The sequence below is a fragment of the Acetobacter fabarum genome (genome assembly GCF_040702925.2).
Classification (GTDB): domain Bacteria; phylum Pseudomonadota; class Alphaproteobacteria; order Acetobacterales; family Acetobacteraceae; genus Acetobacter; species Acetobacter fabarum_B.
This window is the reverse complement of sequence record NZ_JBFCXX020000013.1, coordinates 25,799-50,539: the sequence shown is the minus strand read 5'-3', so window position 1 is coordinate 50,539 and position 24,741 is coordinate 25,799. Positions and strand designations below refer to the sequence as shown.

The 24,741-nt window shown below is 60.2% G+C and carries 24 protein-coding genes; 17 read left to right on the top strand and 7 right to left on the bottom strand.

Translation table 11 applies throughout. From position 1 onward, the window contains the following. Positions 1-90: 90 nt before the first annotated feature. Positions 91-873: an acetoin reductase gene (locus AB2L51_RS10355; RefSeq protein ID WP_395581932.1), complete on the top strand. Its 783-nt coding sequence runs from the start codon at positions 91-93 to the stop codon at positions 871-873. Between the two features lie 88 nt (positions 874-961). Here AB2L51_RS10355 and purF read toward each other — a convergent pair whose 3' ends face one another. The 4 genes from purF to metH all read right to left on the bottom strand — a co-directional run bounded on the left by purF (position 962) and on the right by metH (position 6,970). Next, positions 962-2,449 carry an amidophosphoribosyltransferase gene (purF, locus tag AB2L51_RS10350; protein WP_166113599.1) on the bottom strand — a complete coding sequence of 496 codons (1,488 nt, stop codon included), beginning with the start codon at positions 2,447-2,449 and terminating at the stop codon, positions 962-964. Between the two features lie 46 nt (positions 2,450-2,495). Further along, entirely contained in the window at positions 2,496-3,020 is a 525-nt protein-coding gene (locus tag AB2L51_RS10345) for a CvpA family protein (protein WP_395581931.1), read from the bottom strand. A 66-nt stretch (positions 3,021-3,086) separates the two neighbouring features. Then, on the bottom strand, positions 3,087-3,416 hold the full coding sequence (locus AB2L51_RS10340) for a phosphoribosyl-ATP pyrophosphatase (RefSeq protein ID WP_395581930.1): 330 nt from the start codon (positions 3,414-3,416) through the stop codon (positions 3,087-3,089). A 47-nt stretch (positions 3,417-3,463) separates the two neighbouring features. Further along, positions 3,464-6,970, bottom strand: a complete 3,507-nt coding sequence (gene metH / locus AB2L51_RS10335) for a methionine synthase (RefSeq protein WP_395581929.1) — start codon at positions 6,968-6,970, stop codon at positions 3,464-3,466. Between metH and AB2L51_RS10330 the strand changes: the two genes are divergently transcribed. Further along, positions 6,969-7,454: a hypothetical protein gene (locus AB2L51_RS10330; protein WP_395581928.1), complete on the top strand. Its 486-nt coding sequence runs from the start codon at positions 6,969-6,971 to the stop codon at positions 7,452-7,454. The genes metH and AB2L51_RS10330 overlap by 2 nt on opposite strands. A 62-nt stretch (positions 7,455-7,516) precedes the next feature. On the opposite strand, the gene AB2L51_RS10325 is transcribed toward AB2L51_RS10330, so the two are convergent. The 3 genes from AB2L51_RS10325 to flgF all read right to left on the bottom strand — a co-directional run bounded on the left by AB2L51_RS10325 (position 7,517) and on the right by flgF (position 11,112). Next, complete coding sequence (locus AB2L51_RS10325; protein ID WP_395581927.1) at positions 7,517-8,605, bottom strand: flagellin; 1,089 nt, start codon at positions 8,603-8,605, stop codon at positions 7,517-7,519. Between the two features lie 26 nt (positions 8,606-8,631). Then, on the bottom strand, positions 8,632-10,227 hold the full coding sequence (gene flgK, locus AB2L51_RS10320) for a flagellar hook-associated protein FlgK (protein ID WP_395581926.1): 1,596 nt from the start codon (positions 10,225-10,227) through the stop codon (positions 8,632-8,634). A 141-nt stretch (positions 10,228-10,368) separates the two neighbouring features. Further along, complete coding sequence (gene flgF / locus AB2L51_RS10315) at positions 10,369-11,112, bottom strand: flagellar basal-body rod protein FlgF (RefSeq protein WP_395581925.1); 744 nt, start codon at positions 11,110-11,112, stop codon at positions 10,369-10,371. A 359-nt stretch (positions 11,113-11,471) separates the two neighbouring features. Here flgF and flgG point away from each other — a divergent pair, with 359 nt between their 5' ends. From flgG to AB2L51_RS10240, 15 genes are all read left to right on the top strand, one after another. Next, entirely contained in the window at positions 11,472-12,260 is a 789-nt protein-coding gene (gene flgG / locus AB2L51_RS10310; protein WP_086646096.1) for a flagellar basal-body rod protein FlgG, read from the top strand. 1 nt (position 12,261) lies between these two features. Further along, the gene (flgA, locus tag AB2L51_RS10305) at positions 12,262-13,263 is read left to right on the top strand and encodes a flagellar basal body P-ring formation chaperone FlgA (protein ID WP_395581924.1); all 1,002 of its coding nucleotides are present in this window, start codon (positions 12,262-12,264) and stop codon (positions 13,261-13,263) included. Between the two features lie 76 nt (positions 13,264-13,339). Then, on the top strand, positions 13,340-14,044 hold the full coding sequence (gene flgH, locus AB2L51_RS10300) for a flagellar basal body L-ring protein FlgH (RefSeq protein ID WP_395581984.1): 705 nt from the start codon (positions 13,340-13,342) through the stop codon (positions 14,042-14,044). A 251-nt stretch (positions 14,045-14,295) separates the two neighbouring features. Next, the gene (locus AB2L51_RS10295; protein WP_395581923.1) at positions 14,296-14,961 is read left to right on the top strand and encodes a hypothetical protein; all 666 of its coding nucleotides are present in this window, start codon (positions 14,296-14,298) and stop codon (positions 14,959-14,961) included. A gap of 181 nt (positions 14,962-15,142) precedes the next feature. Further along, complete coding sequence (locus tag AB2L51_RS10290; RefSeq protein WP_400921815.1) at positions 15,143-16,033, top strand: MotE family protein; 891 nt, start codon at positions 15,143-15,145, stop codon at positions 16,031-16,033. A 192-nt stretch (positions 16,034-16,225) separates the two neighbouring features. Continuing rightward, positions 16,226-16,561 carry a hypothetical protein gene (locus AB2L51_RS10285; RefSeq protein ID WP_166113575.1) on the top strand — a complete coding sequence of 112 codons (336 nt, stop codon included), beginning with the start codon at positions 16,226-16,228 and terminating at the stop codon, positions 16,559-16,561. Positions 16,562-16,819: 258 nt separating this feature from the next. After that, positions 16,820-18,472, top strand: coding sequence for a flagellar basal-body MS-ring/collar protein FliF (gene fliF / locus AB2L51_RS10280; RefSeq protein WP_395581921.1), 1,653 nt, complete (start codon positions 16,820-16,822; stop codon positions 18,470-18,472). Positions 18,473-18,475: 3 nt separating this feature from the next. Beyond that, on the top strand, positions 18,476-19,540 hold the full coding sequence (gene fliG, locus AB2L51_RS10275) for a flagellar motor switch protein FliG (RefSeq protein WP_395581920.1): 1,065 nt from the start codon (positions 18,476-18,478) through the stop codon (positions 19,538-19,540). Positions 19,541-19,614: 74 nt separating this feature from the next. Next, positions 19,615-20,298 carry a FliH/SctL family protein gene (locus AB2L51_RS10270; protein ID WP_395581919.1) on the top strand — a complete coding sequence of 228 codons (684 nt, stop codon included), beginning with the start codon at positions 19,615-19,617 and terminating at the stop codon, positions 20,296-20,298. Positions 20,299-20,314: 16 nt separating this feature from the next. Further along, entirely contained in the window at positions 20,315-20,689 is a 375-nt protein-coding gene (gene fliN / locus AB2L51_RS10265; RefSeq protein WP_395581918.1) for a flagellar motor switch protein FliN, read from the top strand. Between the two features lie 5 nt (positions 20,690-20,694). Continuing rightward, positions 20,695-21,120, top strand: coding sequence for a flagellar biosynthetic protein FliO (locus AB2L51_RS10260; RefSeq protein ID WP_395581917.1), 426 nt, complete (start codon positions 20,695-20,697; stop codon positions 21,118-21,120). Between the two features lie 99 nt (positions 21,121-21,219). Continuing rightward, on the top strand, positions 21,220-21,912 hold the full coding sequence (gene fliP / locus AB2L51_RS10255) for a flagellar type III secretion system pore protein FliP (protein ID WP_395581983.1): 693 nt from the start codon (positions 21,220-21,222) through the stop codon (positions 21,910-21,912). A gap of 532 nt (positions 21,913-22,444) precedes the next feature. Continuing rightward, on the top strand, positions 22,445-23,992 hold the full coding sequence (locus tag AB2L51_RS10250; protein WP_395581916.1) for a methyl-accepting chemotaxis protein: 1,548 nt from the start codon (positions 22,445-22,447) through the stop codon (positions 23,990-23,992). 77 nt (positions 23,993-24,069) lie between these two features. After that, positions 24,070-24,327, top strand: coding sequence for an STAS domain-containing protein (locus AB2L51_RS10245; RefSeq protein ID WP_395581915.1), 258 nt, complete (start codon positions 24,070-24,072; stop codon positions 24,325-24,327). A gap of 8 nt (positions 24,328-24,335) precedes the next feature. After that, the gene (locus AB2L51_RS10240) at positions 24,336-24,719 is read left to right on the top strand and encodes a response regulator (RefSeq protein WP_395581914.1); all 384 of its coding nucleotides are present in this window, start codon (positions 24,336-24,338) and stop codon (positions 24,717-24,719) included. The last annotated feature ends 22 nt before the right edge of the window (positions 24,720-24,741 follow it).

Here is a 24,741-nt window from a genome sequence, read left to right as displayed (position 1 = left end):
GTGCCGTGCGGGGGCTGTTTTTTTGGTGATGGCTTTTTCTTGTTATTGCACTACGCTCGCCTCGTTTCCCATCACATGCGAGAGGTTCTCATGGCGGATATTACAGGAAAAGTGGCGCTGGTTACCGGCGGCGGGCAAGGCATTGGCCGTGGCATAGCCCTGCGGCTGGCCAGGGACGGTGCGGACATAGCTCTGGTGGACATCCGCGAGGATCATCTGGCAGGCGTGGTTAAGGAAATCGAGGCACTGGGCCGCAAGGCCACCAGCTTTATTGCCGACATTGGTGATCGCGCGCAGGTGGCGGCCGCGATTGACCATGCCGAGGCCACGCTGGGCAGCTTTGATATTATGGTCAACAACGCAGGCATTGCCCAGATCAAGCCGCTGGCGGATGTAACACCCGAGGAAGTCCAGCGCATTTACCGCATTAACGTGGAAGGTACGCTGTGGGGTATCCAGCTTGCCGCGGCCAAGTTTATTGCGCGCAAAAGCCGCGGCAAAATCATTAACGCCTGTTCCATCGCCGGGCACGAAGGCTACGCCATGCTGGGCGTGTACTCCTCCACCAAATTTGCGGTGCGCGGGCTTACGCAGGCTGCCGCCAAGGAATATGCCTGCCACGGCATTAACGTAAACGCCTACTGCCCCGGTGTTGTGGGGACGGATATGTGGGTGGAAATTGACAGGGAATTCGCCAGACTGACCGGCGCTCCCGTGGGTGAGACGTACAGGAAGTTCGTGGATGGCATAGCCCTTGGCCGGGCCGAAACACCCGATGATGTGGCGGCACTTGTGTCCTGGTTTGCTGGCCCCGATTCCGATTACGTCACCGGCCAGTCGATCCTGATTGATGGGGGTATGGTGTACCGCTAGGGGCACAGCCTGCGCGCACCGCCTGACAAAAACCCCGCCAGAGTGGGCCTCTGGCGGGGTTTTTCATAACAGGGCGGCAGGCCGTGGCTCAGGCTGAGTCCGGGCCGTATTCCGCATCGTGGTCAACCAGCGCAATGGGGTATTCGCCGGTAAAGCAGGCGTCGCAATAGGTGGAGCGGCTGGCCTTGCGGCTTTCATGCCCCATGGCGCGGTACAGCCCGTCGAGCGAGATAAAGGCCAGACTGTCCACACCAATCAGTTCAGCCATTTTCTGCAGGTCGTTCTGGGCTGCCAGCAGCTTGCTGCGTTCTGGCGTGTCGATCCCGTAGAAGCAGGAATGCTTGGTGGGGGGGGAGGAAATGCGCATATGCACTTCCCGCGCCCCGGCCGCACGCACCATGTCCACGATCTTGCGGGATGTGGTGCCACGCACAATGGAGTCGTCCACCAGCACAACACGCTTGCCGTCCAGAATCGGGCGGTTGGGCGAGTGCTTCATTTTAACGCCCAGATGCCGGATATGGTCGGTGGGTTCAATAAAGGTGCGGCCCACATAGTGGTTGCGGATGATGCCCAGCTCGAACGGAATGCCGCTAGCCTCCGCATAGCCAATGGCGGAGGGCACGCCGGAGTCGGGTACGGGCACGACCACATCGGCCTCGACCCCGCTTTCCTGCGCCAGTTCACGCCCGATTTCCTTGCGCACGTTATAGACCGGCAGGCCTTCAAGCACGGAGTCCGGGCGCGCGAAGTAGATGTATTCAAACACGCAGAAATGGGGTTGCGTGTCCCCGAACGGGCGCAGGGAGCGGACACCCTCGTCAGTGATGATAACCAGTTCGCCCGGTTCCACATCGCGCACGAATTCCGCGCCAATAATATCCAGCCCGCAGGTTTCGGATGCCAGAACCCATGCGCCGTCCTTGTCGCCTTCGCCCGGCAGCCTGCCCAGCACGAGCGGGCGCACACCCATGGGGTCACGCACGCCGATCAGCGCATCCTGCGAAAGAACAACAAGGGAGTATGCACCAGTAACCCGCTTGAGCGCGTCAATCAGCCTGTCTTCCACCGTGGCGTAAAGCGAGATGGCAATCAGGTGTACGAACACTTCCGTATCCGTGGTGGACTGGAACAGGCAGCCACGGCGGATCAGTTCGCGGCGCAGTGTGTCAGCGTTGGTCAGGTTGCCGTTATGGGCCACCGCCAGACCGCCAAAGGCGAACTCGGCAAACAGGGGCTGCACGTTGCGCAGCAGGGTCGCCCCTGTTGTGGCGTAACGGTTATGGCCAATGGCGCGTGTGCCAGTCAGTGTGGCCATAACGCGCGAATCACTGAACACATCGCCCACAAGGCCGAGCCCACGGTGGGAATTGAAGCGGTGATGCGCCGGATCGAAGGAGACAATGCCCGCTGCTTCCTGCCCACGGTGCTGGAGGGCGTGCAGTCCAAGGGTTGTCAGGGTTGCTGCGTCCTTGGCGTTCCATATGCCAAAGACGGCACATTCCTCCTGCAGGTGGTCCTCGTCCGCACGGACAGGATCGGGGAGGGAAACGGACGGCGTGGAATGGGAGTGCATAAGCGCGCAGGGCCTCCGCAAATGGCTGGTACTGGCCGTATGGGGATTACAAGCTGGCGTCATGACCTGTTGAAGGCTTTGGCGCAACCCCCTTTGCGTCAAATTCAGTCAGATAAGGGTGGATATAGGTTGTGGCGGCGCGAATATAAGGGGTCAGCCGTCCGTTGGCCTCTATGGCTTTCATGTCCTCGGGCTGCAAAAGCCATTGCCCGGCCATAAACAGCAGCACAATCACACACATGCCCCGCGCAAGCCCGAACAGCCCACCCAGCGTGCGGTCCAGCCCGTCCAGCGGGGTTGCGCGCACCAGCCGCACAATGGTAGCGGCCAGCAGATAGCCGGCAACAAGAAAAAGCAGCAGCACCAGCGCAAAGCTGGCCAGTTGCAGCCCTATGGGGGAGTGAATGAAGCGCCCCAGCCAGGGCGTGGGCACAGTATGGAAGCGAAAAGCCAGCACAAATGCCAAAGCCCAGCTGAGCAGGCCCAGCGCAAGCTGCGTAAACCCCCGCCACATCCCATGCAGGATGGAAAGGGCCACAATGATCAGGGAGAGTGCATCTATGGCTGCCATGAGCGCAGGTTTACAGCCCCCTGTGGGGCGGGGGAAAGAGGGAAAAACGCATAAAGCCCGCGCCGCCTATGGCAGCTTGCTTGTGGTAACGCGCCACGGCCTGCTGGGGCTGCCGTTTTTCTTTTTACGGTGGGGGGGCTGGTTGAGCCTGTGCAGCAACTCGGACACTTCCACCCGGCGCAGGAGTTCGGTCCAGACATCGGCCTCATCCACCCCGTCCTGTACCCACATATGGCTCAGGGTTTGCAGGAACAGGGCACTCTCGCGCACAAGGTCCGCGCGCTTTGCGCTTATAAAAGCGGCGGTGCATCCGGTCGCGTGCAGTCCCACCTGCATATACAGGTCCTTGCGTTCCTGAGTAAGAGGAGGCGGCAGATGCGGGCGGGAATAGACCATTACGGGATGATGCGCTGCACCATCCCGACTGGTCAATGCCCGGCGGATCAGATCGTGAAATATTTGGCGTGTTTATTCAGCACCACCAGAGCGGAGGTGGACTGCTCGGGGTGGAGCTGGTCCCCATCGGTCAGGGAGACGCCAATACGCTCTGCATCAAGCAGGGAGAGAATGCTGCTCTGCTCCTCCAGCCGGGGGCAGGCCGGGTAGCCGAACGAATAGCGCGAGCCACGATAGCCCTGCTGGAGCAGGTCTTCCATGTTCCGCGGGTCTTCGGCGGCAAAGCCCAGTTCGGCGCGGATCCGCTTGTGTGTGTATTCGGCCATGGCTTCCGCCATCTCTACCGAAAGGCCGTGCAGGTAGAGGTAGTCCTGATACCGGTTTTCCTCAAACCAGTCGCGGGCGATGTCGGAGGCTTTCTGCCCTACGGTCACAACCTGCAGGCCCACCACATCACGCTCGGGGTCGTTTATGTCACGCACGAAGTCGGCAATGCACTCCCCATCCGCGCGGGGCTGGCGGGGCAGGGCAAAGCGGGCGGCCTCGGTTGTGCCATCGGGTTCAAACAGAACAAGGTCGTTCCCATCGCCCGCGGCTTTCCAGTAACCGTAGCAGGCCTGTGGTTTGAGAATCTGCTCATCCGCTGCCAGCTTGAGCATGCGTTGCAGAATGGGACGCAGCTCCTGCCGTGCCCAGACCAGAAACTCGTCCAGAGAACGCCCCTGTTTACGGAAGCCCCACTGGAACTGGTAAAGGGCGCGCTCGTTCAGGAAGGGCAGAACGGCCTCGGGTGTGGCCTGCAGCACCTTGGCACCCCAGAAGGGGGGTGTCAGGCGGGGTTCATCCGCGGTCAGGCGTGCACGGCGGGCGCTGGCCCCGGCCTTGTCCACAGGGCCGTAGCCACGTGTTTCCGCCACTTCTGGCGAGCGGGCGTTTTTGCGGGTGGCCTTGCCCTCACGCCGTTTCTGAATGGCGGCCAGATACCCGTCAAACCCGCTCTGGGCGATCTGGTCCATCAGGGTCAGGCCATCAAACGCATCACGCGCATAGGCGACGCGGCCGGTGGCGCCGTAAGCGGCCACGCAGTCTTCTTCCACGTAGTTGCGGGTCAGGGCCGCACCCCCCAGCAGGACGGGGGTATCCAGCCCCGCGCGGGCGATTTCTTCCAGATTTTCGCGCATGATCACGGTGGACTTCACCAGCAGGCCGGACATGCCAATGGCGTCCGCCTTTTCCTTGCGGGCAGCGTCGATCATGTCGGCCACAGGCACCTTGATGCCAAGGTTGACCACACGGTAGCCGTTGTTGGTCAGGATGATGTCCACAAGGTTTTTGCCAATGTCGTGCACATCGCCTTTGACGGTGGCCAGAACAATGGTGCCACGCTGCTGGCCTTCGGCGCGTTCCATATGGGGTTCAAGCCATGCCACGGCGGCCTTCATGGTTTCAGCGGACTGAAGCACGAAGGGGAGCTGCATTTTGCCCGCGCCAAACAGTTCCCCCACCACCTTCATGCCATCGAGCAGCACGGTGTTGATAATGTCCAGCGGGGCCATGGTCTGCATGGCTTCGGCAAGGTCGGCTTCCAGCCCCTTGCGGTCGCCATCCACAATACGGTCCTTTAAGCGTTCTTCGGCGGTTTCGGCCTGCTTGCGCTTGACGGCTTCGGAGGCCTTGCGGTCCGCGAACATGGCCAGCAGGGCCTGCAGGGGGTCGTAGTCCTCGGTCCGGCGGTCAAAGATCAGGTCTTCGGCAACCTTGACTTCCTCCGGGGCAATCAGGTGCAGCGGGCGGATTTTGGAGACATGCACAATAGCCGCCGTCATGCCCGCCTTGACCGCGAGATCAAGGTAAACCGAGTTCAGCACCGCGCGGGCCGCAGGGTTGAGCCCGAAGGAGATGTTGGACAGGCCCAGCACGATCTGGATATCGGGGAAGGCCTCGCGGATCATGCGAATCCCCTCCAGCGTCCACTGGCCGAGCTTGCGGTCGTCCTCCGCCCCGGTGGCGATGGTAAAGGTGAGCGGGTCGATCATCAGATCGGACTGGGGCAGACCGTATTTGGTGCAGGCAAACTCCACCAGACGGCTGGCAATGCGCAGCTTGTCCTCGGGTTTGCGGGCCATGCCCACTTCATCAATGGTCAGAGCCACAACGGCGGCACCAAACTTGCGCGCCAGCGCCATGCGGTCGGCGGCCGGGCCTTCCCCATCTTCGAAGTTGATGGAGTTGATGATCGGCTTGCCGCCATGCAGCTTGAGCGCGGCTTCGATCACCGGGGTTTCGGTCGAGTCAATGACCAGTGGCGCGTTGACCGAGGAGGTGAAGCGCTTGATCACCTCATCCATTTCCTCGCGTTCGTTGCGGCCGACAAAGGCGGTGCAGATATCCAGCGCGTTGGAGCCTTCGCGCAGCTGTTCGCGGCCTACGCTTACGCAGCCATCCCAGTCATGCGCTTCCTGGAGTTCGCGCCATTTTTTGGAGCCGTTGGCGTTGCAGCGCTCCCCGATGGAAAAATAGGCGTTTTCCTGCCGCAGGGGCACCTGCGAGTACAGGCTGGCAACGGAGGGCACCCACACGGCCGTACGGGCAATTGGGGCCGGGCGGTGGCGACCCGTGGCTTCCGCCCGGCGGCGCAGCATGGCATCCAGTGCGGCAATGTGCGGGGTGGAGGTGCCACAGCACCCCCCGGTCATGTTAATGCCGTCTTCCTGCACAAAGCGCTCGACCCATGTGGCCATGTCTTCGGGGCTGAGCGGGTAGTGTGTTTTGCCGTCCACCAGTTCGGGCAGGCCCGCATTGGGCAGGACGGAAATCAGGCGGGGCCAGTTTTCGGCCAGCCAGCGCACATGTTCGGCCATTTCCTGCGGACCGGTGGCGCAGTTCAGGCCGATCAGGTCCACATCCAGCGCGTTAATGACCGTGGAGGCGGCGGCAATGTCTGGCCCAACCAGCAAAGTGCCGGTGGTTTCTACCGTAACCTGCACAAAAATGGGGAGTGTGACGCCCGCTTCAGCCCGCGCAATCTTGACGCCATTGACGGCCGCCTTGATCTGGAGCGTGTCCTGGCAGGTCTCAATCAGCACTGCATCGACCCCGCCTTCAATCAGGCCACGGGTCTGTTCGGCAAGGGCGGCTTCAAGGGTGTCGTAATCAATATTGCCAAGGGAGGGCAGTTTGGTGCCCGGCCCCATGGAGCCAAGCACGTAACGGTGGCGGCCATCGGCAAAGCTGTCCGCTGCCTCACGCGCCAGAATGGCGGAGGCGCGGTTGATCTCACGCGTGCGGTCTGTCAGCCCGAACTCGCCCAGTGTAATGGGGGAGGCGCCAAACGTGTTGGTCTCCACCATATCCGCCCCGGCCTCAAAATACCCACGATGGATTTCGCGGATCAGTTCAGGGCGTGACAGGGTCAGGACTTCGGTGCAGTTTTCCTGTCCCCAGTAATCACGTTGCACATCAAGGTCGAGCATCTGGATGCGGGACCCCATCCCTCCATCACAGAGCAGAACCTGTTCACGCAGGGCATCAAGAAGCGGCAGACGAGAAGACATGACAGCACAAGACCGGAATAGTGGGGAGGGTACGCCTCAGCCGCAGGAACGGGCCAAAGCCACATCCTTATTCCAGACAGAGGCTACCCTGTCCACCGCCATGCGTGCCCCACCGCACATGCGCGGCGGGCGCATGCCGCTTTTTGTGCTGGAGGATGCTCCACAAGGGCAGGCATGGCGGGATAAAGGGGGGGTGGTGTTTGCCGGTATAGCCCCTGCACCTGCGCAAACTCCGGGGTGGCGGTGCGTGCTGGAATGGTCCGGGGCCGAAGGAGCTGCAACCCATGGCGGGCATTGCCTGTGCTGTGTGGGGCGGGGTGGGCTGGACCAGTTCCTGCTGGCGCAGGCGCAAAGCCGGGTGCGCGGCGTGGGGGAGCCGCTGGAGGTTATGGTGGTGGTCTGCGCCCCCGAACTGGTGGAAATGTATAAGACCCAGCTTAAAGCCTCGGTTTTCCTGTCCGCTTTTTATGTGCTGCAAGCATAAAAAAACAGCCTGATGGTGTGCATCAGGCTGTTTGGGGGAGTGTGTGAGGTTACGCCGGTGGCTTAGAGGTAGTTGGCCAGCGACATATCTTTCATATTCGCGATCAGCATGAACGACGCCTTCAGGCTCGTCTGCACGTTGGCGGACTGGATGGCCACCATACCAATATCGGTCGTACGGGCGTTGTCGAGCTGGGTTTGCAGCGCTGTTGCCGTATTGGTCAGCAGGGTGGAACGCGCGGTCAGGGCGTTCTGCTGTGCCCCCACGGCTGTTTCCATGCTGATCAGCTGGTTGGTCGTGCTGACCAGCGAGGTATGGAGCTGGGCGATCATGTCGGAATAGCCAGGGCTGGTGGAAGACATGCCCTGCATGCCCGAAACCAGCATCATATCCCGCATCAGGTCCTTGATGGGGGAACCGGTGGAGGTGGCGTTCGCATCTGCCGGATTACCCTGTGTAGCCACAATCCCATAGTGGCTTGCCGCGCTGTCCCCCGTGACCGTGCTGGTCTGCTGGCTTTTGGCCAGTGCGAGTGAATCCGCAGCGCTGGTCGGGCTGGAAATGGTGCTCGAAAAAATGGAGCTATCTCCATTCATCAGCGTGGTGGCCTGTTGCAGAATGGAGTCTATGCTCGCCCCTGATGCCATAAGGGGGGCAATCTGGCTGCTTGTGGTGCCGCTGGCCACACTGGACGGGTCCGTGACCGGTGCTTCGGTCGAGGACTGCCCGGCAAAGACATAGCCCGTGCCGTTGGAGGTGTTCAGGACGGTTGCAAGCTGGCCAAGGCTGCTCGAGGCCTCGGTTGCGACCGTGTTGACAGCGGATGTGGAGCTGGACCCGCCAATGCTCAGCAGGCTTGTGGCCATGCTCTGGGCGAGCGAGACAATCTGATTGAGGGCGCTGGCCGTAACGGTCAGGCTGTTCTGGGCACTGGTAATGTTGCTCTGCCACGCATTGACCTGCGTGATCTTGGGCGTCAGCTCAAAGACATTGGTGCGGGACGAGCCCAGACCGGCAAAGGTTTCCGCCGTAATGCCGTTATTGGAGGTCTGCCACGCCAGAGTGGTCTGGGCGTTGGTGAGTTCCTGCACGGCGGCGGTCAGAACAAGGTTTGCAGCGCTCGCGCCATACTGCCCGATAGAAGTGCTCATGGTAAAGTATCTCCCATTCTCAAGGCTTAGTTGATGGCGTTCAGAAGAGCGCTGAACATGGTCTGGACGGAGGAAATGATCTTGGCATTGGCCGTATAGGCATTCTGCAACGCCACGATCTTGGCCATTTCGTTGTTCACGTTTACGCCCGACACGTTGGTCACCTTGGCGTTGATGGTGGTCTGCACGGCGGTTGCGTAAGTCAGGTTGGTGCCAGCCGTGCCAATGACCGCGCCCTGGGCGGAGGTCAGGGAGGTGGCAAGTGCGACCAGCCCCTGCGTGCCGCTATACCCGGTCTGGAGTGTCCCGCTTGGTCCCAGCCCTGTGGTGGGGGCGGAAAGCGTGCCATCCACATCCGCGCTGGAGGTGCCAAACGTGGTGCTCAGCACCTGCGTAATGGCGCTGATGCTCCCATTTGGGGCAAGCTGGGATGGTGCGGTGGCATAGCTGTTGCTCACGCTGATCGCGGAGGACAGGCTGACAATCCCGTTAGGCGTTGTCTGGGTAGGGTCGTAGGACTGCGGGGTGGGGGTCTGGGGTGTGCCAGAGCTATCCACATCCGTACCATTGGTGAACAGGGGCATACCCGCGTTGTTGAAGCGGTTGATCAGCGTTGCGGAGAACGAATCAAGCTGCGCCTGCATGGTGGGGTAGGTCGTGTCGCGCAGGGTAATGTTCGCACCCAGCGTGCCACTGGTCAGGTGAGACGTGATATCCGTTGTGGATATGTTGGTTGTCCCATCCGCGACCGTAATGCCCGCAATGGCGGAATTGGCCGGATCACCCGGCTTGTAATACATGGAATCGGTAATGGTGGTGCTGGCCGTGCCACCGTTTGTTGCGGAGAGCGGCCAGGTATTGCTGGGCAGGGTCTGGGTGTTGTTGTTCAGGCCGATCTGGTCCGGACGGGTTGGCAGCTGGGTGCCATCCTCGGTCGTGACAATCATGTCGCCCTTGGAGGTTGCGGTAAACTTCACCCCCAGTTCGGAGGAGAGGTCGCTCATCACCTCAAGGCGGCTGTTTTCCAGACTGGACGTGTCAGCCCCCACAGCCTGCAACCCCATGATCTGCTTGGAAAGCTGGCCGATCTGGGTGAGATTCTGGTTGATGGTGGACACGGTGGAAATAATGGTGTTTTCCGCCGTCTGCCGCTGCTGGGTGTAAGTGGACGCCAGCGTGTGGATCGTATCGGTCAGGGATGTGGCGGCCGTAATGACGGCCGTCTGCGCCGAACTGTCCAGCGGGGTGGAGGTCAGGGAGGTCAGGGCGCTCTGCACATTGCCCAATTCATCCGACAGGGTCTGGGTCTGTCCCGATGTGGCGGAGGTGGACCCCTGAACGGATGCAACCGCGGCCAGCGAATTGGAGGAGGATGTCAGGGCCGAGACCTTGGCGTTCTGCGTGTACAGCGAGGATTGCAGGAAGGGGCTGACATTGACCACCGTTTTGCCAATGCGCACACCCGTGCCCTGATTGCCTGCAACAGCCGAAGTCATACTGGCCGATTCGGCAGCGTAGCCGGTGGTGGAGGAGTTGGCGACGTTCTGGGCAACAACGGAGTACTGGTATTCAATCCCGTTCAGCCCGCTGGAGGCGATTGATAGAGCTGATCCTAGGTCCATTGTGTTCCCCGTCCGTCCATCACGGCGTTTTTAAAATCCGGTCACGAATAGCAGCCATTTGGCGGCATTTAAAGGAGTCTTACGGCGCAATGGTTTTCAGAAGGTTAATGCGCGACGTAAAACAGCCTGCCCGGTCGCGCCCTAGCTGCTGGAATCCTGCGTGATCTTGTCGATCGCGTTGGTCCGGCGGGTGGATTCGGTCTGCACAAGCTGGAAGTTCAGGTCATAATCACGCTGGATTTCCACCATGCGGGTGGTTTCCATAATGGCGTTGACGTTGCTGCTTTCCAGCATGCCCTGCCGTATTTCCTTGTGGGGCAGAACCCGCGTGGGGGTGGTGGGCTTGAGCAGGTAGTTGCCCTCGGGCTGGAGGGTGTTCATGTTGTCCACCGTCATCAGGTCCAGTGTGCCGATTGCGCCATTCTGCGTGGAAATCGTGCCATCGGAGGAGACGGACAGCACATCGTCCTCACGTGGGATAACGATGGGGCGCTGGAAACGGTTGAGGATCGGGTTGCCGTTAATATCCACAATGGTGCCATCGGAGCGGCGCTGGAACTGGCCGTTGCGCGTCAGCCGCACGCCCTGCGTGGTCTGCACGGCAAAAAAACCTTCCCCGTTGATGGCAAAATCGGTGGGGTTGCCGGTCTGGCGCAACTGGCCCTGCCCATGGTTCTGGTAGGTGGCGCGGTCCTGTGTATAGGCTTCCGTGCGCGCGCCCGGAGTGCCGTGAATGTCTTTCTGTCTGACGATGTAATCCGAAAACAGCTCGCGGGAGGCCTTGAAGCCCGTTGTATTGGCGTTGGCCAGATTGTTGGACGTCACTTCAAGGTCATGTGTCAGCGCATTGACGCGGGACAAGGCGATGTAGCTCGTGTTGTCCATGGCTTCTAACTCCGGCGGGTGATCTGGGTGGTCTGGGGCTGGTTACGCACGGCAGGCCCCGACTCATGGGGGCATAATACGCGTTTATATGCCAGAAATCTATTGGTTTGACCACAATACAGCAACAGTGGATGTGTGGCTTATACAACAATAACGTGGCTGGATGTATAAGTGGTAAGGAATTGGCCAGACAAAACCTCTTGCAATGGTCATGCGGTCGTCTTACCTCTTGCAGGCAATACATGGTGTGGCAGCTACAGGCTGTGCGTATGGCCATGTAAGTTCCCGCCCATGCTCCCATCATCGTACTGTTGCTGGGGCGAGCATGGCGCAAGGCACACCCGGAGGCTTGTCATCCTATGATGCGTTCCCTTGATATCGCCGGTACGGGCATGCAGGCCCAGACGACGAACGTCGAGACAATTTCCCACAACATCGCCAACATGACGACCACGGGCTACAAGCGGCGTCGGGCGGAGTTTCAGGATCTTATCTATCAGGATCTGCGCCGCGCGGGGACCATGAGTTCGGATACGGGTGACCTTGTGCCATCCGGCGCGCAGGTCGGTCTGGGCGTGCGGACCGCGGGCATTTACCGCATTAACGAGCAGGGCACTCTGGAACAGACCGGCAATGCGCTGGATATGGCCATTGAAGGGCGCGGCTACTTCCGCGTCACCCTGCCATCGGGCGAATACGCCTATACGCGTGACGGCACGTTCTCCCTCTCCAATGACGGGACGATCGTAACGGCGGACGGTTACCCGCTCAGCCCCGATATTTCGCTGCCGAACAACGCTGAAAACATTACCGTCGATCAGAGCGGGCAGGTGCAGTACACCCTGTCCGGGCAGACCACGGCGCAGGTTGCCGGGCAGATCCAGCTCGTAACCTTCCAGAACGAAAACGGTCTGGCCGCCATGGGGCAGAACCTGTTTACCTCCACCACCTCTTCGGGCGACCCCATTACGGGCACGCCGCAGAGCACGGGCTTTGGGGATATCCGGCAGGGCTTTGTGGAAGAATCGGCCGTGAACGTCGTGACCGAAATTACCGACCTCATTACTGCGCAGCGTGCGTATGAAATGAACAGTAAGGTCATCACCGCTTCTGATGAAATGCTTCAGACACTTACGAATCTGAAATAACATGTCCCTGCGGGCAGCCATACTGTCGCTGCTGGCTGCGGTTTTTGCGGTTCTGCCGCCCGTGGCCTGCCTTGCCGCAACCCTGCGCACGGCAACCACGGTGACATCGGATACGGTGCGGCTGTCGGACCTGTTCATGGACCTCGAACCCGGGCAGGACCGTGCTCTTGGGCCAGCCCCCCTGCCGGGCAGCAGTTTTGTTGTCGGTGGGCGGCAGCTTCTGGCCATTGCCGACCAGTACGGGGTGGACTGGATGGACCAGTCCGCAACGGCGCAGGCTACCATTACCCGCGCTGGCCGCGTGCTGGACCGTGATTTTTTTATCCATATGGTCAAGCAGAACCTGCCTGATCTGGGCGACGGCCCGGTAACGGTTGAACTGGGGGATTTTCACCCCATGACCGTTGCCGCGGATGACCCCAAACCCGTTGTGATGTCCGATCTGGACTGGGACCAGAAGAGTGGCCGTTTTTCCGCCACGGTGTACCGCTCTCATCCGCTGGGCGATATTACGCAGGATTCGTTTCTGCTGACCGGAGTGGTCCATGCAGCGCGGCGCGTGCTGGTTTATACGCATGCGCTCTCGGCCGGAACGGTGCTGGCCGCTGCGGACGTGCGGGTGGACGACTCCTACACGGGGCGGAGTGGCGCCAAGGCCTATACGGGGGATGTGGACGTGGCGGGCATGACCCTTGTGCACAGTGTCATGGTGGACGAACCCGTGCTGGAGCGGGACCTGCGGCGGACGATTGTCATGCATAAGGGTGACCCGATCATGCTCACCTACACCGCGCCGGGCCTGCGGTTGTCGGCCACGGGCCGTGCGCTGGAGGATGGGGGTGTGGGCCAGTATGTGCATGCGCTCAACCTTGCCAGCAAAATGATTCTGACGGGGCGGGTCATCAACGGGTCCGAAATGGAGGTGGACACCACATCGGGCGCCGTGCCATCGGATGGGAATGCCCTGCGTCGCCTCAGTTCGTCCTCCCGCCCCGGTGGGTAGGGCGGCATATGCTCCCGGTGGTAGCTGAATGACTTGGAGAGACTTATTGACCCAACACCGTCTGTCTGGCGCCATTATGGTCGGATTGCTGGGCCTTGCCTCCTGTTCCGGGCTGGCGGATACGAGCGAACTGGGGCACCCCCCGCGCATGACCCGTACATCGGACCCCACGCAAACGCCCGATTACCGGCCTGTCACCATGCCCATGCCCCCCCTTCAGGCACCGCCAACCGAGGTGGGGAGCCTGTGGCGGCCGGGGAGCCGCGCCTTCTTCAAGGACCAGCGCGCCTCTCAGGTTGGGGATCTGCTGACCATCAAGGTCGAGATCGCGGATAACGCGAATCTGGTGGATAATACGTCAGCCTCGTCCAGCGGGTCGGAGGATTTCGGGATTCCCAGCCTGTTCGGCTTTCAGGGCAAGGGCCTGTCGCATCTGACCCAGTCTGATGCGCTGAACACGAGCAGCGCAAGCGCTAATGCCGGTACCGGCACCATCCGCCGGACAGAAGCGGTTACACTCACGCTGGCTGGTACCATTACGCAGGTGCTGCCAAACGGTAACTTTGTGGTGGTCGCCCGTCAGGAAGTACGTATTAACGGGGAGCTGCGCCAGCTTATGGTGAGCGGTGTTGTCCGCCCGCAGGATATTCTGGAAGACAATACCGTAACCCATGACCGCATTGCGGAGGCGCGCATTTCCTACGGTGGACGTGGGCAGCTGACCAAGCAGCAGACTCCGCGTTACGGCCAGCAGATTCTGGACAATGTCCTGCCGTTCTAGGTGGGTGGATGCCGGGTTTATGTTGCGCTGCGATGACGGTTCCAAAAAGGTGGGGCATTTCCCAACGCATAACTTGACATAACGGTTCAATTTACCCCATTCAACAAGCTGTGCAATGCCTGTTTTCTGTGTGTTGCATGGCTATCAATGCCGGGGCGGCGTGCTGCGGCCAGACGGATGCTGGCGGTAGCTGGAGTGTGCATGGATGGCCATGTTGGCATCAACGGCAGGTAACACCACGGGAGATAAGCATGAATAACGGTGACAACGCATTCGGCACCCTGGCCGAGCCTACCCAGACCATACTTGTACAGGGGCTGAATGTAGCCAGCCTGAAGTGTGAAACCGACGCCCCCATCGCCATTGGTGGTACGGTACGCAGCGCGCATCTGCAGGCCCCGATTGTGGATGTTCTGGAAAGCGGCATGGTCTCGGGCGAACTGGTGGCCGAAGAAGTGGTTATTCGTGGCACGGCGGAAAACGTGGTTGTCCGCGCCAAGCGCTTTTTTGCAACCGGCACCGCCAAAATCCAGAACTGCACGCTGTTCCTTGAAGGCGTGAGCGGATGCAGCATCCAGCAGGGTGCGGAACTGACCGGTGACTTCAAGATCACCACGGCAGCCCTTGCCGCGGCTCCTGTTACTCCGGCAGCGCCCGTAACGCCTGCGGCCTCCCTTGCAAGCTTTGCCGCCCCGACCATCGCGCCCACACCCGTCAAGGCTGTTAAGGTCGAGGTCAAGCCCGCTCCGGTTGTGGCGACGTCCTCCAAGTCCACGACGACGGAATCTTCCAAGTCCACCTCTTCGGGGGTGGATAATGGTTCGGTCTGGGGTGATGTGGATCAGGTCATGCGTTCCACGGCGGAAACGGAAGATGGCCACGCCTCCCTGATGGGCATGTCCGATACGCAGCCGTAAGTCTGTGTCTGGTGGGGTCAGGCTTGTGGCTGGGGTGTGTAGCTGGCTGCACTCCCCTTATGTGGAGCTGGTTCTGCCACACGCCCGACCGCCGGAGTGTTTTTATGAAGAGATGTCGTAGGTTGTGATGCTGATACCCCGTTTGTCGTTCGGGAAACTTGTGCATATTTCATCAAGCCTGATGACTCTTCTTCTGGCGATGAATATCCACACCATCGCCGGACACATGAAAGACAAGAGTGCGGATACGGCTGCGCAGCCTCTGGTTTCTGTCGCGCAGGCGGCAGCGGCCGAGAACATGCCTTCTGTCAACGATTCCAGCAGCAAGACCAAAAGCGACAAGGACGCGCTGGAGGGGTGGGTTTCCGTGCTGGACGCCAACGAGGCGGCGGAAATGTCCCCCGATGTGGGGGATGCCGCGGGCAAGAGCAAAAAAAAGGTTTCTGTTGCGGCGGATGACTGCGCCAAGGGTATTTCCTGCGCACAGGTCAAAACCGGCGCGGCTGGCCTTGGCCCCGACCCGGACCCGGAGGTCAGCAAGGCCGAGGCCGATCTGGTCAAGGATATTCTGGCCCGCCAGTCCACCATCGAGGGTGAGCAGCAGCAGCTTGACCAGCAGAAGCATGTGCTGAACGCTGCCCGCGCCGTGCTGGACCAGAAAATGAACACGCTGGATGCTTCCATGGCCACGCTGGAGCAGAAGCAGGCCGCCCACCGTGAGGTGATGGACGCCGAGACAGACCGGCTGGTCAAGATTTACGAAGACATGCCCCCCAAGGAGGCAGCGGCGGTCTTCAACATCATGGACATTCATGTGCTTATTGCCGTGGCCAGCAAAATGAACACCCGCAAGGTGTCGGCCATCATGGGCAACATGTCGCCCGAGCGCGTTAACCTGATTTCCCAGTTCATGGCCGGGGTCCGGAGCTTCCGGGCGTCCACGGACGGGGGGGAAGGCGGGGACCGGCTTGCCCAGACCGTGGGCACGGCAACATGGTGGGCCAAACCCAGCGTAAGCGCCACCACGGCTGCGGGCGCGCGCGCGGGCAATGGAGCGCAGTCCTCCCAGTAACCGCTGGCTTCTCCGGGTTTTTTGGCGCAGGGGCGCCTCTTGTCTCGCATTTACATGGGGAATGGCTTAAAATAGCATGTTCATCTGGTAGCCATAGGCCCGTATGCCGGGTCTGGCGGCATCAGGCATCAGGATAGGCCATGCCGGTCGCAAGGGTGTGCGTGTGGGCTTGAAGGACGGGAACAAAAAGGCATGATGATCAGGCGCGGAATGATGGTGGCCCTGATTCTGGCGGTTGCGGGGTGTTCACCCGACCATATTGCCAGCAAGATAACGGGGCGTGAGTGCAACGCCGGTTATATTCAGGAAGGGGAGGACTGGTGCGCCCCCCCCGAGCGCCCGCCCGCGCCACAGCCCTACTGCACACAAAGCTGGAATGGCGTGGACTGCTGGGCCCGCCCGGACCTGATGCCCAATGTGGCGCGAGAGGTGGCGGAAGGCCCGACAGGGCTGACGCAGGACCAGAATGCACGGCGCCTGAACATGCCGATTAAAAAAGTGCCGCCGACAAACGCGTATTATCCATAAAACGGGGTTCGTTTGGTGCGCCGGACCGGGTTACAATACAAGCTGGAGTGGGTCTGGTGTTGCAAGACTGTTCTTTTACTGTGGCACAACGTGCTTATGATGTGTTTATGGCTATACAGAAGCCGGTTTACCTTGACGGGTATGACAGGGCGATGGCAAGGCCATGGTTTGGCGGAGCGCGGAGTGTTTGGATGCTGAAACGTCTGGAGAGTTGTGTGATTCCCCATTTTTCCATCGTGACAGCGTAGCCATTCCCGTATGAAAAACTTTCTTGCAAGTCTCAGGGCTCTGGGCCGCACACAGCAGATCGCGCTTGGTATTGCGGGTGCTGCCCTGCTGGGAGCTCTGGCCTATTTTTCTTTTTACGCCGGAGCGGGGGCCAGTGCCCTGCTGTACGGTGATCTGGACCTGACAGAGGCGGCCGAAATGGCCGATGATCTCGCCAAGGCCCATATCTCCTTTACCACAAGTCAGGACGGCACCCGCATTTTTGTGGCCAAGGACAAGGTTGCCAGTGCGCGCCTGCTGCTGGCCAAGGATGGCCTGCCCAGCGGTGGCGCGGTCGGGTATGAGCTGTTTGACAAGAGCGGCACCCTGACCAGCACCCAGTTTGAACAGTCGATCAACGAAACCCGCGCCATGGAAGGCGAGCTGGAACGCTCCATCCGCCTGCTGCATGGGGTGCGGAATGTGCGTGTGCATCTGGTTCTGCCGCACAGGGATCTGTTCTCGACCGAGACCAATCCCTCGCAGGCCAGTGTGGTGCTGGATATTGGCCGTGCGAGCCGTATGGCGCCCGATGGTATTCAGGCTATCCAGAACCTTGTCGCCGCTGCCGTGCCGGGCCTGCGCCCGCAGAATATTTCCATTGTGGATACGCGCGGCGATGTGCTGGTCAAGCCGGGTGACCCCGATAGTCTGGCCGGGCAGGAAACGCAGATGGAAAAAATCCGTCATGCGGAAGAACAGCGCCTTGCTCAGGCGGTGGAGGACATGCTGGTGCCCACACTGGGTGCAGGCCATGTGCGCGCCCGTGCCGCGGTGACCATGTCCACCGAGGAAGTGCATGAAACGGAGGAAAGCTTCGATCCCAACCAGCAGGTGTTGCGGTCGCAGCAGACAAGTTCGGACAAGAGCACCAACACCGAATCCAGCCCCAGCACCACGGTTGGCAACAACCTGCCCAATGCCAACGCCAATCAGGATAACAAGAGCGGTTCGAGCAGCGACCGCGAGGAAGAGACCAATAACTACGAAATTGGCAAGCGTGTGCGCGTTGTCAACCAGTCGCGCCCCCGCATTGCGCGGGTGAGCATGGCGGTGCTGGTTGATGGCACCATGACCAAGGACAAGAACGGCAAGGAGGTCTGGACCCCGCTGGACGACTCCGAGATGGAGCGGATCACCACCCTCGCGCAGACCGCCGTAGGCTTTGATAAGGCCCGTGGGGACGAAGTGCGCGTTGTGTCCATGCGGTTCATGCCCGATGGCGGGTTTGACTTTGCCGGTGGGAGCGTAGACTACTTCAGCCGCGAAATGCTCATTTACGTGGCGGAGTGGGTTATTCCCATCCTGCTGGTGCTGGGTGCGCTGTTTATCGGCCTGCGCCCCATGCTGCGCCGCACCGGGCTGGTTACCCTTATTTCCAAGGAAGTGCCCGGGCAGGAAAAACTGCTCGAGGGTGTGGAGGATGGCTCCATTGTCATGGGGGCCAACGGCCAGATGCTCCATGCCAGCAGCGGCCTGCCTGTGGGAGAAGAGGGTCATGGGGTCGATCTGGATGGTGTTCAGGGCAAACTGCGGCAGGAAGCACTGGATAAAGTGGCCAACCGCTTTGAAAACAACCTTGATGAAACCATACTGATTATCCGGAGCTGGCTGTCCGCCCCGGATCCGAAGAAGGGAGCCTAGGCCATGTCCGAGACCGCAGCCTCTGATGCACGGCAGTCGGAAGCGTCTTCTCCCGTTGTGCATGATGAGACCAGACACCTGACCGGCAAGCAGCGTGTCGCCATTCTTCTGCTTGCTGCCGGGCGTGAGCGCGCGGTCAAGGTGCTCAAGCAGTTGCAGGAAGATGAGGTCCGCGACATATCGGTCGCCATGGCCGGGCTGGGGCTGATCAGCGCTTCCGTGGTGGAAGGCGTGTGTGCGCAGTTCTCCAAGAACTTCGAATCGTCCGAAGGGCTGGTCGGCACGTACGAAACCACCGAGGAACTGCTGCGCAAGGCGCTGTCGGGCGAGCAGGTCGACAAGATCATGGAAGAAATCCGTGGTCCGGCCGGGCGCACCATGTGGGACAAGCTGGGCAATGTGCAGGAAATGGTTCTGGCCAACTACCTGCGCAACGAATACCCGCAGACTGCCGCGGTTATTCTCAGCCGCCTGCAACCCGCCCACGCCGCCCGTGTGCTGACCCTGCTGCCAGAGGACTACGCAACCGAGGTCATGGTGCGTGTGCTGCACATGGAAACGGTGCAGCGCGAGGTGCTGGACAGCGTGGAGGCCACCTTGCGGTCCGAGTTTATTTCCTCCCTTGGGCGTTCGTCCAAGCGCGACAGTTACGAACTGCTGGCCGAAGTATTCAACAACTTCGACCGCAAGACCGAAACACGCCTCATGGCGTCCATGGACAAGCGCAACCACGCCGATATGGAAAAGGTGAAAGCGCTCATGTTCACCTTCGAAGATATCAAGCGCCTGCCGCACGAAGCCCTTATGCGCATTGTGGCGCAGGTGGACCGCGAAAAACTGCCCCTCGCCCTCAAAGGCGCGTCCGAAACCGTGCGCAAGATGTTCCTGCAGTGCATGTCCAAGCGTGCAGGCAGCATTCTGCTCGAAGAAATTTCCGCCCTTGGCCCTGTGCGCGTGAAGGATGCTGATGCCGCGCAGGTTGATATTGTGACCATTATCAAAAACATGGCCAATGCGGGTGAAATCGACCTGACCGAAAACGGCGGCAACGACGAGATCATTCCGTAATGCTGGAACGGGTGCTCTTCCGGTCTGGCGTGCGCCGAATGGCGGATGGCGCTTCCTCCAGCGAGGGGGCATCTATGCCTGCGCGCACGTATCCACGAATGATGGATCTGGAGGATTTCAGTCTCCCGGAGGTGGAGCCCGCCTCGCAGACGGACCCGGATGACGATGACACGTCCTCCGAGCCACCCCCGCCCGACCCTAACCTGCTCAGCATAACGCGCGACGAGCTGGCGGCCATGCAGCAGCAGGCGCGTGATGAGGGTTACGCTGCGGGTGCAGCCGACAAGGACGCGGAGCTACAGGCTTTTTACACCGGATGTCTGGCCGAGCTGACCAGTGCCTTCAAGACGGAAAATGCCCGGCGGGATCAGGCGCTGGCCAAGGCGTCGCAGGTTTTTGTGGCGACAGTGGTGGATATCGTGCGGAGCCTGACAGCACTGGATGGCACGGTGTTGCAGGGCATGCAGCGCGATCTGCTGGCCGATGCCGCCAGTTTTGCCCGTGAGTGCGAGGGTGATGTGACCGTGCAGTGCAGTCCGGCTGACATACAGCGCCTGCAGGCGGCCTTGCAGGCTGACAGCGGTGTGCAGGTCGAAGCCCTGCCTGATCTTGCGCCGGGTATCATACGGATTTCCACGGCGGCCAATACCATTGTCATTGATCCAGTGCAGTGGCGCAAAAACATGGCTGAAAAAATAGTTGCCAGTGTAACGGCCCTTGCGCGCCAGCGCATGCAGCACAACACTGGACAGGCATAAGCAGGCGGAGACAACCATGACAACAGACAATACCGATATCGGGCTTGAGGATTTCGCCACCAGCACGCAAGCGCCGGATGCCTCCGCAACGGCTGCCCCCGGAGCCGCCCCCGCTCCTGATGGCAAGGATGCGGACGACGTGCAGAAGGAAGCCGTTTACGATATTCCGGTCAAGATCACGGCGGTCATTGGCACGGCCACCATGCCGGTCAACCAGTTGTTGCGTCTTGGGCGTGGGGCCGTGGTCGAGCTGGACCGCAAGCTGGGGGAGGCCGTGGATATTTACGCCAACAACCGCCTGATCGCCCGGGGCGAAGTGGTGGTGGTGGATGACAACCATATTGGCGTGACCATGACGGAAATCCTGTCCTCCTCCGCGACCAACGGTTAAAATCCTTGCCCGCGCCCGGTACAGTCGCCGCAAACGTTGCCCAACCCGCTGCCGGGTTGGGTGCGGGGGCGTTTGTTGTGCCGGTTTTGACCTGCATTGTGGCGTTCGCACTTGTTATCGGGCTGATTTTTCTGGCTCGTTACGGGCTCAAGTTCATGGAGCCATATCTGCTTAAAGGGCGGCAGACGCCCAATCTGGCGGTTGTGGAAAGTGTGGCCGTGGACCAGCGCAGGCGGGTAAGCGTGATTCGTTACGGACAGAAAAAAGGGCTGGTCCTGACTGGCGGCGGGAACGATGTGTTCATGGGCTGGGTAGAGGATGGGGGTGCCGTTATGCCTGCCCCCGCAGGCCAGCCACCAGTTCTGGCACCTGTTGCCCCCTTGCCCGGCGGGCAGCCCGCGCCCGTCCCGGTCCCCCTCTCTGATGCATAAGCGGAGCCCCAAGCCTTGACAGTTCCGGCCTTTACAAGACGTGGCGTGTGGTTTGCGAGCCTTGCGCTGTGTACTCTGGCGGTGGGCGTGCTGGCTGGCATGCCGGTTGTGGCCCATGCCCAGTCCATAGCTCTGGACCTGGGCAAAGGGGGAGACCCGGGCACAACCAGCCGCATTATCCAGCTGACCGCGCTGCTCACCGTGCTTTCACTTGCGCCCAGCCTGCTGGTGATGGTGACGGCTTTTACCCGTATTATTGTTGTGCTCTCTCTGCTGCGCGGGGCTATTGGCTCGCAGGGCACACCACCCAACATGGTGCTGATCGGGCTTGCCCTGTTCCTGACCTTTTTTGTCATGCAACCCACGTTCCAGCAGTCATGGGATCAGGGGATTGCCCCCATGATGGACGGGCAGGTGGAGGAAATGGAGGGGCTGAAGGCGGCAGCGGAGCCTTTTCGCACGTTCATGCTCTCCCATGTCCGTTCGGCTGATCTGGCTACGTTTGAGCGTCTGGCCAACGTAACCCCCACCGCAAACGTGGCGGATACGCCATGGCGCGTGCTGATGCCCGCTTTTATGGTGGGTGAACTCAGCCGCGGGTTCGAGATGGGGTTTCTGCTTTATCTGCCATTTCTGGTTATTGATATTGTGACATCCAGCGTGCTGATGAGCCTTGGGATGATGATGTTGCCTCCCGCAACCATATCCCTGCCCTTCAAGCTGATTTTCTTTGTGCTGGTTGATGGCTGGCAGATGGTGGCGGGGGGGCTTGTCCGCAGTTTTGGTGGTTGAGTCCGGGCGGGGGACTGCACCCTGAAGGGGGAGGAGTCTGCCGGTTTTATGACGCCATAATAATAAACGGTCGCAAATGGAGCGTTTGAGCCTGTAATATTGCAAGGTTTTTAGAAATCGCCATGCGGTTACAGGCTTGCTCATTGTCACGAAAAAGCTATCATTTCACGCAGGGTAGCCATCAATTCCGCTTGGTCACAGGGCGGTGGCTACCTGAGATATTGTTTTGTAAGCATTTTATCTGATGGGAGCACAAAGCTGATTGTCTGAAGGTCGGACGATCTTCTGTAAAGACATCCAGCCATGAACGCGGTATGAAGGCGTTTGTGTGTCTGGTCCGTGTGTCTGGATAGGGACAGGTTATCTGCTTTATGTCTCACAGGGGGCGTCCACGGGCGTTTTCTGGTTTTTGTAAATAGGCATGGGGGGCCATTAAGGTCAGGGCAGGCTGGCATTTTTTCCACGTGAAGGAAAAAAGTCGGGATCTGTCTCGCAAGGCACCCCCAATAATATAAAAGGAAGTTGCACTGATATGCTGCAATGGCTGAACAAGGACGCTCCGTTCCGCGAGAAGATTCGTGTCGTTATGCTATGTCTGGAAGCATATTTCATGTTCCAGATCATTGTAGAGACGGTTGGCTTTTTCTGGCACGCGCCAGTTCATTACACGTATATCATCAACATGGCGGCCCTTGTTTTCGGTCAGTTGGTTGTCTGGCAGATCTGGCGGTGGTTCACGAGCCTGATTACCGAACCAGTTGAAAAACTGGCCACGATGGGTGAAGAACTCGGCAACGGTGTCGCCCACAGCAATATTCCCTTCCTCAAGAACAAAGACTGCGTTGGCCGTCTTGCCCGGATTATGGCGCGCTTCTCCCGCATGGTGGAAGAGCAGGCCACTGCCCGCCAGCGGCAGGAAAAAATGGCGTCCGAAATTCAGGGCGCGCTGACCGGCAGCCAGGAGCGCGACAAGCATACCCATCTGGTTATCGAGCGTCTGGGGCAGGCTCTGGCCGACATGGCGCAGGGTGACCTGCGCGCACGGATTAATGACCCGATCTTTGATGGCGAATTCGCCCCCCTGCGTGATGCGTTCAACCATTCCGCCTCCCGCCTGAACGAAGCGCTGAGTGCTGTTGCCTCCAATTCGGACCTGATCTCCACCGGTGCGGCAGAAATTTCCACCGCCTCGGACGATCTGGCCAAGCGGACGGAAAAGCAGGCCGCCAATCTCGGGCAGGCGGCTTCCTCCGTGCGGACCATTACCGAAGGTGTGCAGAGCAACGCCAAAGCCTGTGCCGACGCCAATGCCGAAAGCCAGAAAGCGCTGGAAAAGGTCAAGGCCGCAACAAAGATCATGACCGAAACCACCGCCGCTATGGACGGGATCAAAAGCTCCTCCGATGCGATTGGTGAAATTATTTCGGTTATTGATGGCATCGCCTTCCAGACCAACGTGCTGGCCCTGAATGCCGGGGTGGAAGCCGCCCGTGCGGGTGAGGCCGGGCGCGGGTTTGCCGTGGTTGCGCAGGAAGTGCGCTCGCTGGCCGAACAGTCCGCGACATCTGCCAGCGAGATCAAACGCCTGATTTCCGTTGCCGCCGAGCAGGTGACCAAGGGCGTGGATCTGGTGCAGCAGACCGGGCGTTACCTGAACGATTTTGCTGGCAGCACCCAGAACATTGCGACCCGGGTTGAGGAAATTTCCTCCTCCACGCAGGATCAGGCCCAGCGTCTGTCCGAAGTCACGGCCTCTATTGGCGGTATGGATCAGGTCACGCAGCAGAACGCCGCCATGGTGGAAGAAACCACGGCCGCCAGCCATAACCTGACCGCCGAAACCCGGACGCTGGCAGCGACACTCAGCCGCTTTAAAATGGATACGGCCGGGGGGCGCGCAAGCCATGCGCCCCGTCCCGCACTTGTGGCGCCGCGTTCTTCTCCCCCTCGGCCCAAACCGTCTGCTCCGGCCCGTGTGGCGCCGCCAGCTCCAGCACAGGTCACGCCTCCCCCGGCTCCGGCCACGTCTGCGCTGTCCATGCCCACCACCTCTTCCGATGCGGGCTGGGAAGAATTTTAATGGCCATTATTCCAGTATGTCAGGGGTCGGCTGACCCCTGCCTGCGCGGCTGACAAGGGAGCGGACCGTTGGCTAGTGTGACCTTACCTGAACGTCTGGACAGTTCGGCGGCGTTCGCCCTGAAGAGTGAGATCGAACAGGCTGTTAAAAATGCCGGAGGCGGGCAGGTTGCTCTGGATGCCTCTGGCGTGACGTACCTAGGAGGGCTGTGTTTACAGGTTCTCCTCGCCAGCAGATGCCCCCTTGTGGCGCCATCGGAGCCAGTCGTGGAAGCATACGGCCTTTTTGGCGTAAGTGCGTATCTGACCGAGCCGCTGGCGTCATTGAAGGAGTAATGAGGACTATGGTGGAAAAATCGGGCATTCGTGTCCTGACTGTTGATGATTCGCGCACCATGCAGGGTATGCTCCGCAAGGCTCTGGAAGGAGCGGGGTACGAGGTTATTCAGGGTGGAGATGGCGTGGAGGGGCTGGAAGTCCTGCAGGAAGCCAACCCCACTCCCAATGCGATTATTACAGATATCAACATGCCCCGCATGGATGGCTTTGAGTTTATCGAGGCGGTCCGGGCGATGGATCAGTACAAACATCTGCCAATGATCGTTCTGACAACGGAAAGCGATCCCGAGAAAAAAGCCCGTGCCCGCGCAGCAGGCGCCACAGGGTGGATTGTCAAGCCGTTCAGCACAGACAGCCTTGTGGCGGCTATCCGCCGGGTGACCGCCTGAAGGAAAGAGAGACCAGAATGAG